We start from the raw sequence: 12,876 nt of genomic DNA, 5'->3' as shown, positions 1-12,876 counted from the left end.
TTCTGACCGAAGAAAGCTATACGAGCGGTACGAGCTTCATCGATAATGAAGAGCCTGTCAGGGAGTACTACAACAGGGCAAGACGCGTCTGCCGCGGGATGTTTATATCGGAAAACGGGACAAAGATAAACGCTGACCTGAATGGAGCCTATCAGATCATGAAAAAAGTATTCCCAGTACAATGGGATAGAGGGTGCGCGTTACACCCGGCTGTGGTAAATGTGGTGTGATCTCCATTGAACAGTGAAGGATACATATTATATTAAAATATTTGTATATAGTTTAATGATTTATATGTATTTCATGACGTTACACGCGATAATATGATTAAGAGTTACTTTTCAGACCGGCGCGAAATTCGAGGCGTTTTTCGCGTGTTTTTCGCGAAAAACCCGAGTTTTACGACGAAAATCCCATCGCGCAGCGATTTGGAATGGGATTTTCGCACGTTACTATACACGCCCTCGATAGGGCGTGTATAGTAACGATTAAGAACCTTGCTTGGAGTACTTCTTTGTAAATACTTGAAATCATTCCTCAAAAGATTTAGGATTTGTGACATGTAATTGTCTGGGAAGCAGTCCGGAAAAGAGACGGCAGAGAATGGTTCAAGTATTGGACAAGGAAGGAGACGCGAATATGCTCACTCTGGAAAGGGCAAAGGAAATCAATGCGCAGATGGTCACGGAGGAACACCTGATCCGCCACAGCACAAATGTCATGGCAGCTATGGGGGCTATGGCCAGGCATTTCGGTGAGGATGAGGAACACTGGAAAGCAATAGGCTATCTCCATGATTATGATTATGAGAAATATCCTGAGGAACATCTGCAGCACACAGAACAGCCGCTGCTGGAAGCGGGACTCACGCAAGAGGAAGTGCGGGCGATCCTCAGCCACGGCTATTTGATTTTGAATGATATTGAGCCGAAGACAAATATGGAAAAGAGCCTGTTCGCGGTTGATGAGCTGACCGGAATCATTGAGGCGGCAGCAAGGATGCGCCCCCATGGTATCACTGATCTGAACACAAAGAGTTTTATGAAAAAGTTCAAAGACAAGCGTTTCGCTGCCAAGTGCGACCGCGAACTGATCAAAAAAGGCTGTGAAATGCTCGGCATGGAGGTTAAAGAGGTCGCTGAGATCTGCATCGAGGGCATGAGACCTTATGCGGAGGAAATCGGTCTGCTGGGAACGGAAAGCTGACTGCATGAAGGGATCCTATAAAGGGATCTTATAAAGAGACCTTATAAAGAGACTATGTAAAGAGACCACATGCACAGGAACTTTTGCAGGTACCCTTTGTGTAAGTTTTGCCCGGTTGCCCTTTACCCGGACTATGCGTTGCCCTTTCGGGCAATATCTTTCAACAGAACACATGGTATACTGTCGTTATATGAACGATATTGCGATGGAGGAATACAATGGGACGGGCACATGTGATCGGCAGAACGGAGAAGGTAAAACAGCTGCGGGATCTTCTGAAAGAAACACAGATTGTTTATATTTCCTCCTTTTTTTATAGTGGAAAAACAATGCTGCTGAATCAGCTGGCCCAGAGCCAGAACGGACCGGTGCTGTTTTTTTCAGCCGGACAGGATGACTGGCCGGCTTTTGTGCGTGCGGCGAAGGAACATCCCGACGCGCTGCTGATCGTGGATGATCTGCAGTATCTGAGCCTTTCGGAGAAGCAGGGAAGGAGCGCGGCCGCGATCACAGAGAAGCAGAGTGGATCTGCCGGGAATGTGGTGGACAGTAAGGATATGAATACTGCAGCCGGGGCCGCGGAGGAGCGGAGCGGATGTGCCTGGAATATGCGGGACAGGCAGGATGCCGATAACTGTTTTTTTCCAGAAAATCGGAGTAGAGCCGGAGGGCAAACGCAGAGAAGATCGGATACGGATACAATTACACTGCGGGCGTTTCTGGCGACTCTTCCAAGAAAGCAGCGGATCGTGATGGCCGGCAGGGGGAAGAGTCCGATGGAGCTGCGGGCCCTGATTATGACAGGCGCGGCAGAGATCCTTGATAAGGATTTCGTAATGTTTACAGAGGAAGAGACGGAGCAGCTGTTTCTGGAATATGGAGTGGAACTGATACCTCAGGACATCGCCTGGCTGGTGGAGGTGACATGGGGCACTCCCTTTGTACTACAGGCAATAGCCAGAAAAAAGGAGAAGTGTCCGGAGCGCTCTGTGCAGGCGATCGTACCGGAGGTTTTTGACAATATTGAAAAACTTCTGATCAGTGACATATTGCCGGCTTTTTCCGAAGAAGAGAAAGAGTTGTTGTTCAAGCTGTCTCCTTTTGACAGCTTTGAGGATGAAATGGCGCGCGATGTGACCGGGCTTTTCAATGCTCCTGGCCTGATCCGCGGTATCAACGAGAGGTCTTATCTGATCTTTCAGCAGAGCAGGGACGGATATAGATTTGTCCCAATCGTGCAGAGAGCTCTGTTCAAAGAGATGAAAAATCTGTATCCCGGAGAGTTTATCGACGGACTGTATGAGCGCGCTGCCCGGTATTATGAGCAGAACGGCCTGATTTCCAGGGCGATTTATTTCTATAAAGAACTGAAGAATATCCAAAAGATCCGGGAACTTCTGCTCGAGGACACGTATATGCGCCCTGCCGATGGAGATTCCGTGGAGCTGCGGGAGGCCTATGCGATGCTCCCGGAGGAAATGATCAAGGCTTCGCCGGAATTGATGAAGGGGATGTGCATGATCGAGTCCCTGCTGGGACGGCCTGAAGAAAGCGAACGGTGGTATAGGGAGATCTCGCAGTTTATAAAAAACACACCGTCCGAAGATCCTCGCCGGCAGGCCGCGTGGGAGGCAGCAGCCTACCTGGATATTGCTCTGCCGCACAGAGGAACTGAAAATATCCTGAGATGCCTTAACAATTATGCCGGTCTCTGCGACTCCGGACAGTATAGAAACAGGGACAGAGGTTTTAATACGGCGGGAAACAGTGTTTCCTTCCTGAACGGCGGCAAAGATTTCAGCCACTGGGTCCCGTTGGGACAGAAGATTACCGGCATTGTCGGACCGCCCCTGGAAAAGGCGCTGGGCAGCGTCGGGAAAGGTGTCTGCGATATTCTGACCGGGGAATGTGATCTGGAGAGCAGTTTGAATGGGGATTACAGAGATCCGTTGGAAAAAGTGACAGCGGGCCTGTCCCGTGTCCCGGGGGATCTGGAAGTGAGATGTGCGGGAATCGGTATCCAGAGCAGGATCCTGATGGCGGAAGGGGAAGCTGACGAGGGAATCCGCCTGATGAACAGCCTCATGGAAGACCTGCCTCTGAACGCTCCTGTCAGACTCAGGGAAAACCTGCGGGTCCACCGGATGACTCTCCAACTGATGAAGGGAGAAACGCGGGAGCCTCTGAACTGGCTGGAGATGGAAGCCCCTGACGAGACCCGTGACCTGATCGTCCTGGACAGATATAAACAGCTCCTGAAGCTCAGACTTTACATTATTACTGCTCAGTGGGAAAAGACGAGACTTCTGACCATAAAATTCGCAAACTACTGTAATCAGTATAACCGGCCCTATATGCGGATCAAGCTTCATCTTCTTCAGGCGATCATCGACCGCCGGACTGGAACAGGCAGTTGGAAACAGGAAATGGAAACTGCTGTTTCCATGGCGAGACGCTTCAGCCTGGTGCGGGTGATCGCGGATGAAGGAATCGGCGTACTGGATATGCTCAGGGAGATGGAACTTCCCGACGCTCCGTGGGAGAAAAGCGTCCTGCGTCTGACTCGTCTGCATGCCGCTAATTACCCGACCTATATGCGGTCTGCTGTTTCCAGGCCCGCATTTACCGGGCGGGAACAGGAAGTCTATGCTCTTCTTGTGGCGGGCTACAAAAACGCCCAGATCGCTTCCATTCTGGCCCTGTCCGAGCGCACAGTGAAGCATTATGCCACTAAAGTATATCAGAAGCTGGGCGTGCGGACCCGCGCGGAGGCGATCAGCCGCGCGGCTGAACTGGGGGATGTAAGCAGGTGAAACTGCCTTCCCGCGAAAGGAGGCAGACCTGCCTCAGCTCCTGGATAAAAATTGCCCGGTTATTGCCCTTTCGTACAATAGCTTTACCGATAATTACTGGTAAAATGACAATCGCAGAGACCCCAGAATTGACCTGTTTCTTTTGTATGAGTTTAAGCAATTGTACATTGATTGGCGCGGAACGAAGAGACAAGGCCTGACGTTAGACATAAAACCGTATTCTATCAGCTGATTTGACATTTTGTCTGGCGGCTGATATGGTTTCTCATTTTGCTGATTTTGCAAGGTCAAAGAAAACGGAGAAAATAACGGTGTTCATACCAAGGGTCGTAAAACACGATTGGACGCAGGCACAATTTACACCAAGTCAGTCAAAGACTCCTGCTGCGTGTAAATTGTGCTTCTTTTTATGAACTTATAAGCTTTGAAAAATACCGGTTTTATGAAAAGGGTTTGTGAATAATCAGTTTCATGAACCTGGCGGATTTATGAAACGATCAGACAGACGTTTTGGGCAAGTGTATAATGCGGCTTTACGGCCGGTCCGGACAGGCACAGGCCGGGGAAACGGGAGAGATAGCAGATGACAGAAAAAGAATTACATAAGCTGAAACGAGGAGAACTGCTGGAGATGATGCTCGCCCAGAGCCGTGAGATCGATACCCTGCGCGCAAAAGTCCGTGAACTGGAAGAAAAGCTTGCCGACAGAGAGATCCGCATTCAGGAGTCCGGGTCGATCGCGGAAGCGGCGCTCAGGCTGAACGGTATATTTGAAGCTGCCCAGGCCGCAGCCGACCAGTATCTGGAAAATGTCAAAAACCAATCTCAGGATAATGATAAAAACCAGCCTCAGGAGCGTATTTAAAACCAGTCTCAGGAGATTATTTATAATCAGTCCCGGGATAATGTCAAAACCAGTCCCTGGGATAATGTCAAAACCAGTCCCTGGGATAATGTTAAAACCAGTCCCGGGAGACTGCTTAAAAAGCAGACCGGGATCCCGGAGAATGTTGAAATATCAGAAGACATAATAGTTGAGATCACAGAAGACATAATAGACATAATTTTCGAGGAAGATCGATTTGGCAGATAAAAATTGGAAAATGGGAGAGGGGCAGATGCCTGCGGAGAACATCGCGGACAAAACCCTTTCCGATACCGCGCAGGAGTCCCCAGGCGATATTATTGAAGACTTGCTGCCGGAATCCGCAGGTGATCATGCCGATAATAAGGAAGATGCCCTGCCGGAATCTGCAGGCAGTCATGTCGATAATAAGGAAGATATGCTGTCGGAATCCGCAGGTGATCATGTCGACAATAAGGAAGACGCCCTGCAGAGCGCCGCGGATAATGATGCGGAAGCCGCGCCAGTGAAACCCGCAGGAAAAAAGAAAAAGAATACGCCCTGGAAAGCTGCGCGAAAAAAGATCAGGAGATCCCTGTCAAAAGGCGCAGACAGAAAAAACAAGAATGTCCCGCCTAAAGCAGCGGGCGAAAAGAGCGGGGATATCCTGCAGAAAGCCGCAGGGGGAAAGGATGGGGATGTCCTGCTGAAAAACGCAGGGGATAACGCAGGGCCCTCCCCGGAAATGGAGCTTCCTTCCAGCGAGCTGCTGGAAAATGAACTGAAAAAGGAAAAATACCGCAACCGCTTTTTCACGACCATGCGCAGCACGGTGTTTGGACTGATCACGGTCGCGGCCATGGCGGTCCTGGTGGCGATTCTGTTCCTGCCCGTCCTGCATATCTACGGGCAGTCCATGAACGGAACCCTGGACAACGGGGATATCGTCCTCTCCCTCAAGAACAGCTCGATGGGCACGGGAGAGGTCATCGCTTTTTACTACAACAACAACATACTGGTCAAGCGCGTGATCGCCAACAGCGGCGAATGGGTCGACATCGACCAGGACGGAAACGTCTATGTCAACCAGAAGCGTATCGAGGAGCCCTACCTTCATGAGCCCAAGGCCTATGGCGAGACCGATATCGAGCTCCCCTACCAGGTGCCGGAGGGCAAGGTTTTTGTGATGGGGGACAACCGTGAGGTCTCTATCGACTCGCGCAACACCGCCGTCGGCTGTGTTGATCAGGAACAGGTCGTCGGACACATCGTCTTCAGGGTGTGGCCATTTAGCAAGATCGGATTCGTCAATTAAGCATCGTCGGTACGGTCCGGTCAGACAGAAACTGACAAACCGGAAACTGACAAAAGATACAACGGAGCACTGCTTCTATCAAAGCAGGTACGGAATATCGTTTTTAGACATTCAAAACCGTGTCTATAGGAGAAATAACATGGATTTTATCATCCGCCTGGCAGAGGAATTTTTCAAAAAGCATAAACGTCTGGCCCGCTACCGCAGGATCTTCGCTTTCCTCGCGGCGGTCGTGGTTTTCGCGACCACCTATGAGCTCATCCTGCCCGCAATTACCATGGACAGGCAGCGCGCGGTCCAATCCCCCGGCGTCGAAGTGGGCGTCGCGAAGGATCAGCGTAAAGGCATTGACTTCATGGAAGACGATTCTCTTGCCGTAGACACGGCTGGAGAGGACTCCTTCGATGCGGGATTCCCGGAGGACGGGGGCTATTACGAGGACAATGCTGATTCTGCGGGAGACGGCTATGTGGAGGACTATTCCTCTGAAGAGACCGGCTCTGCGGATGACTGGATTCAGCCCGAGGATCCTGCCACAGGAGATACCTGGAATAATGCAAGTGAAATCGTGCCCGGTGTGGAGAACACAGGGGACGATTATTCGGGTCCTGATGGTTCCGGCACCTGGACGGATGAAAATGAAATCGGCACCGACGCTGCGGATAATACCGGGGCTTCCGGAGATGAGATCGCTGACGGAAGTTCTTCGGAAGCGGGTGAAGGCGTAACCGGAACAGACACCTCCGGCACGGAGAACGGCGAAGCCGATCCTGAAGTGCCCGATGCCGCGGACGGAACAGGTCTTGACGGAACAGGTTTTGACGGAACAGGTCTTGAAGAGGGTGAAGACGGGGAGAATGGACTGGAGGATTCCGGTTCAGCTCCTGATGCGGACGGACAGGACCCGGAGACTGTGGACGGAGAAGGTCTCGAAGGCACCCCGGATGCATCTGTTGATTCTACTGATTCTACTGAGAAAAACTCCGGGGATGCTCTCGGCAATAATACACAGAATGCCTCCGCAGGTATTTCTGCCTCCGGAGATAAGTCCGGCAAAGGGAGCACCGCTTCTGCCGGCACCGCAGAAAACAGCGGTGAAGCTGTCATTGAAGGCAGCACCGCGGAGACAGCAGTAGAATTCGCCGCCGGCGGAGCAGCTGTCGGAGCAACAGACCTGACCGCCCTCGGCGCGACCGGCGACCAGGCTGCCGCCGCAGTCACTTATCCCGCCACCATCATTTATGAAGGAAAGGACTACACCATTACCGCGACCTTCGATGAGAAGGCGAAACTCCCGGCGGAAGTGACCCTCTCTGCCGTGGAGATCCTCCCGAACAAGGTGTACAAGGACGAGAACGGGAACCCTCTCTACGCGGATTACGAGGAATACTACGAGAAGACCCTCGAAGCTCTTGAAAAAGAAAGCCGCCTGGAAAACGATCAGGCCGTCAAGAGCGCCCGCTTCTTCGACATCACCTTCCTGGACAAGGACGGTAATACTGTCGAGCCCGCGGCTTCCGTGAGCATCGCCGTCAAATATAAGGATGCCCTTTCCGCAGCCGACACTGCCGACACCATGGCTGTCCACTTTGAGGATACGGTCAAAGCGGATAATACGGAAAAAGCAGAGAAAAAGGACAACGATCCGGTTGAAATCGCCATCCCGGAAATCGCAGTCCCCGAGATCCTCGACACAAAGACCGAAGTCAAAAAGAAAGCGATCCAGGAGATCTCCTTCGAAGCGGAGAACTTCTCGGTTTATGGCGTCATCGGGACTGAGGTGATCGAAAAAACAGTTCTTGCTTCTGACGGGCACAACTATAAGATCACTGTGACATACGGACCTGAAGCCGACATTCCTCAGGGAGCTGAACTGGAGGTAAAGGAGATCTCCGGTGAATCCGAAGAGTTCAAAAAGTATGTTACTGGTACAGAAGAAGTTCTGGCCGAAGACGAGAAGGTCTCTTTTGCAAGGTTCTTTGACATCAGTATTGTAAGTGGGGGTGACAGGATCCAGCCGAAAGAACCTGTGAACGTCAGGATTGAACTGGCGGACGAATTGACCAAAGACGTCAAAGCCGTGCATTTTGAGCATCAGAAAGATGCAGGGAATGAAACAGAGAACACCGGCAAGGCTGTTTTTCTGGATTCGAAGTTGGTAGCTGCGGAAGAACTGAAGAACGCGGTCAGCTTTGACGCAGATGGATTCTCTGTTTACGGCGTGGTCGAGACGATCACGACCTCGTTACTCACTGCAGATGGAAAGACATTAAAGGTTACTGTCAATTATGACGAGAGCGCGCAGATCCCTAAAGGCGCAACCCTTGAGGTGAAAGAGATCCAGGAAGGTGATGAGGACTGGTTCGAACGTTCCGTGCGCCTTGCTGATGTGCTGAGCAAGAATTACGGCAATGTAACTTTGAGCGATGCCCGTTTCCTTAACATCAGTATTCTGGTTGAAGGGAAAGAGTTCGAGCCCAAAGCTCCTGTTCAGGTCAGGATTGAATATGTTGAACCGCTTTGCACAGAAGACACCGTAGACTATGGGTATCATGCAATTACAGGGGAAAAAGTCGTTCCGAAGGAAAAAGAGAATAGATTTGTTGCAATACATTATACTGATGATGGGGCTGACCTGATCGATTCGGAAAATACCTCTGGAAAAGAGGGCTTTACTGAGACTATATACGATGTTGACGGGTTCTCAGAATATGACCTCGTATACATGTATGATTATGACAGCTATGAAGCTGGTGAAAAAAATTATAATCCGTCAGCAGGAATTCATACTGCAGCAGATATAGTCAATGCAACAAAGGCTGTCAGAGCAAAAACAGGTGGGGGTGTTTTAAGAAATGCCGGCGATATACCTGCGCACAGCAAATCTTTGATAGATAATAAGGATGGAACCTATACAATAGGTTTAAATGTCACAGGTGATGCCGATACCGAGAACAACGTTGCTTCAAATGCAAATGTAATCATCATTTATGATACATCGACATCGATGGAGGCTCCTGGGTTAACTCCTTATGGAACATGGGATGATCAGCGTAATAACTATGTTCCCATGCAATATGGCGGGCGGGGCATAGACTCAAGCGGCAGCAATGCGACCTCCTATTCAGACGGTGTTTATTTCCAGTTATACAGAAGTAATGGGACCAACAGTTACACTGCTCTGACAGACGACACCTATACCGGTACCGTTTATCGCCGTACAGGCAACAGCCCCCGGTATACCTACACGAAGTATACCGATCAGCGTTACAGCTATAGCATAGACCGCGCGGACGCAAGTGAAAAAGTAGTATATGATTTTACAAATGCGCTGTTCAGCTATCAGAATCCCGAAAATCCGGATACACCGGAAAAAGAATCTGAGAATATTCAGGCGGCTTTTATTACATTTGATACGTCTGCTAATAATGGCAACAACAACCCCCCTTTAGGTCGTTGGACTTCAAACAAGAATGATATTTTGAATAGGGTTGACAGTTCGGGGACAAGCCATAAACTGAATTACCACAATTATACAAACTGGACCTCTGCATTAGACGCTGCTGAAGATTTGGTTGACAGTGCAGATGATGATCCCACTTATGTTGTGTTCATCACGGACGGACGTCCACAGACTCAGAATGAATCTGCAGCACGTCCGAACTACAATACATCCAAAGTTATAGCCCAACGAATTCAAAATAAGTGCCATGAAAAGGGCGGAGCGTTATACGGTGTTTTCGCTTTTGCGAATGATGATGACTGGCTGTCGGCTTTGATGTATTACGCATACAACAGCCTGGATCCGGCTAACGCAGGAACAAGCTTTGAAACCGAAGGTTATTACAAGGCAAGTGATACTACCGCATTAACTCAGGCCATCAATGAAATTTTCCAGAAAATCGTCAATACTTTGGGCGTTACTGCTGTTTCAATAAGTGATGGTACTACCAGTGCTGTTCAAACAACTTCCGGCGATGTTGCTAATTTGCTTGTTGTTGAGGATTCCTATCAGTATTGGCTCACTTTACCTGTAACGGCTGGAACTGGAAATACCTATTCATTTATCATGCCGGACAAGATATCCGGAGAGAATGTAACGTATACGGCTGCTGAGTCCGATGGTACTGTCACGATTACCTGGCCTGGAGGAAGTGCTTCCTATCCGGGGAAGGTAGAAGCAGGAAACAAGCTTACTCTGGAGTGGACAAGTGCGACAGACTTTTATAGGTTTGCGCCTCCTCCAGCAACCCACAATACGACTACTTCGACCATTGACGGACAAGAAGTGACGAGTAGTGCAGTGGACTGGGATTTGAACAGCCTTGGTACTCTGCTTGATGGTGTCACCTATACAGTAACCTTTGACTGCTATCCGAGCCAGTTTACGCTTGATACGATTGCGGATCTAAAAAATGCGGAAGATCCCGATGCCGCATACAATGCTCTTGATGAGAACATTCGTAAGTATCTAATCAAAGATGAGAATGAAGCAAATGAGTATATCCTTAGTACAAATACGGAAGCCAGCCTGACTTACACAGACACCCGGACAGGAAATGATTCTCAGACAAAACCCTATGATAATCCCGACCCGGTCAAAACCAGCGCCGTGGAAGAGATGGCGATCGCAAAAGAATGGGAGAATCAGCTGGATGATCGAAGCAGAGAACCAATCGAGCTGGAAGTTACCAGGGATGCTGAAAACCACTATGAGATTGAACTTAATGACGGCAATGAATGGAACAACAAAGCCTTCATATCGATCGGCATTATGACAACACACAATGATATCGTATCCATTAAGGCACCCGGGCATGATTTCTCCTTCGCTGAACCGACTGATCTGGCATATTATTGGGAGCTTGACGTTCCTACAGTCCATCCAATGAAGATTGATGGTGTGGATACTATGCTTGTGGAGGTGACTGGAGAGGCTATTCCGGATGCAATGAAGTCTTTGGATTCACCGGCAAAGTATATCTCCGGTGATGAAACTTACTATAAAATGAATTATCTGGGAACAGATAAGTACTATAAGGTAGATGACGCGCTTGCTTCTCTTACAGCAACAAACGAGCGCCGAAGTTCATTGAATGTCACAAAAGCAGTTGAAGGAAATAACACACCGGAAGATGCTCTGTTTGATTTCACGATTAAGGTAGATGATAAAAATGACGAAGATGTGTGGTTTTCTATTCTGGATGAGAGTGGCAACTATGTGATAAACACGGATGATCTCCAGTATATCAGAGGGACAAATGTGCTGCCGGAAATTAAGAACGATCAACCCACAGGTTTTTATTACGCTCCAAACAAAACAACAATCTTTTTCAAACTGAAAAAAAGCTGGAACCTGAGGTTTATGAACCTCCCGAAAGGTACATCCTACGAAGTGGAGGAATCCTCTACAATGCCGGAGGAATGCTTCAGCTTTGTAAACGTTTCAGGAGAAAGAGAATATTATGAATATAAAGCAGTCGAGGAAGGAGGAGAACAAGGAGAAGAAGGTTCTGATGCGGGTGAGCAGGGAACAGTTATTACACACACAGAAGATACAGGAACTGTGGACGGACGTAAGATCAGCGGAACAATTGCCGAAACGAACTCTGTGTATACTATGACCTATACAAACCGCTACGATGCCGTTAATGTTTCGGTAACGAAAAACGTTTCAGGTTATGATGATGGGTCAACGTTTGAGATTCTTGCTGCGGTAACGAAAAACGGAACGGCTGTTGCAAAACTGCCTTCTCAGTCAGATCCTCACATATTGGCTGTAGATGGACATCCGGATCAACTGAAAATATCCCTGAAAAAGGACGAAACAGCTTCGATAAGACTCCCTGCCGGCGTGACTTTGAGTATTGACGAAACGGTAAACAATAATTATACAGTCACTTATAGTTACAAGCTGACAACAAGCGGTGAGGTACAGACAGGCAATACTATCTCAAGTGTATCTGACGGCAATGCCATGACGGTGACCAACACAAGAAAGGCGGCAGATATAAATCTCAAAAAGGTTGCCAAAGGAGGTACGGAACCTCTGACAGGTGCCATCTTTAAGCTTTATCGTAAAAATAGCGAAGGGGTTTATGCTTCTGATGAGCAGATCGACGCTACGAAAGAAGAAGCGACCCTTACACTGACGGATGGAACTCTGAAAATTGAGGGCCTCCCCTCAGGTGATTATAAGCTCACAGAAATAAAACCTCCGAATGGCTATATTATTCAGACCAGAGATATTTACTTCACGGTTAATGCTGATGGAACCGGAGATGTCATAACAACGACAACTGGCCAGACGGCATTTGACTCAGATACTATTGGAGCCCGCACCGAAGGTACAAACAAAGATACACTGGTTATTCCAAATACCCCGGGAGAAACGCTCCCGTACACCGGCGGCTCCGGAACATTCATTTATACATTAAGCGGAATCACCCTTCTTATGGCAGCCGCTTTGATGTACATCTTCAGGATGAGGCGACGGGAAAGGAGGGTAAGATAAAAGCCTCTGATCTCGACGAATAACAGACGCCGAATCTGAAGATGTGATAGACGCATAAACGGGATTTGAGGCTGTACAGATGAACGCACTGTCGAGAGAGCCACAGAAAGTACAGCCAAAAGACCAACAAAACACTGTTTTCGGACAGACGTATGAATTGACGTTCATAATTCAACGGAAACAC

Annotated in this window: 5 protein-coding genes and 1 pseudogene; all 6 read left to right on the top strand. The window is 48.9% G+C overall.

Annotated features, from left to right (window positions below; translation table 11 throughout):
* Positions 1–230: pseudogene (locus BLT02_RS17590) on the top strand (RNA-guided endonuclease TnpB family protein); the annotation flags it as partial.
* 373 nt (positions 231–603) lie between these two features.
* The gene (locus BLT02_RS14415; RefSeq protein WP_242869831.1) at positions 604–1,206 is read left to right on the top strand and encodes an HD domain-containing protein; all 603 of its coding nucleotides are present in this window, start codon (positions 604–606) and stop codon (positions 1,204–1,206) included.
* Between the two features lie 218 nt (positions 1,207–1,424).
* The gene (locus BLT02_RS14410; protein ID WP_092997040.1) at positions 1,425–4,019 is read left to right on the top strand and encodes a LuxR family transcriptional regulator; all 2,595 of its coding nucleotides are present in this window, start codon (positions 1,425–1,427) and stop codon (positions 4,017–4,019) included.
* Positions 4,020–4,602: 583 nt separating this feature from the next.
* On the top strand, positions 4,603–4,884 hold the full coding sequence (locus BLT02_RS14405; protein WP_092997038.1) for a DNA repair protein: 282 nt from the start codon (positions 4,603–4,605) through the stop codon (positions 4,882–4,884).
* Between the two features lie 217 nt (positions 4,885–5,101).
* Positions 5,102–6,178 (top strand): signal peptidase I, encoded by a 1,077-nt coding sequence (gene lepB, locus BLT02_RS17960; protein WP_242869830.1) that lies wholly within the window; start codon positions 5,102–5,104, stop codon positions 6,176–6,178.
* Positions 6,179–6,317: 139 nt separating this feature from the next.
* Positions 6,318–12,692, top strand: a complete 6,375-nt coding sequence (locus BLT02_RS14395; RefSeq protein ID WP_092997036.1) for a SpaA isopeptide-forming pilin-related protein — start codon at positions 6,318–6,320, stop codon at positions 12,690–12,692.
* Positions 12,693–12,876 lie beyond the last annotated feature (184 nt).

The sequence above is a fragment of the Sarcina sp. DSM 11001 genome, assembly GCF_900101015.1.
GTDB lineage: Bacteria > Bacillota > Clostridia > Lachnospirales > Lachnospiraceae > CAG-791.
This window is presented reverse-complemented; position numbering and strand designations above follow the sequence as displayed.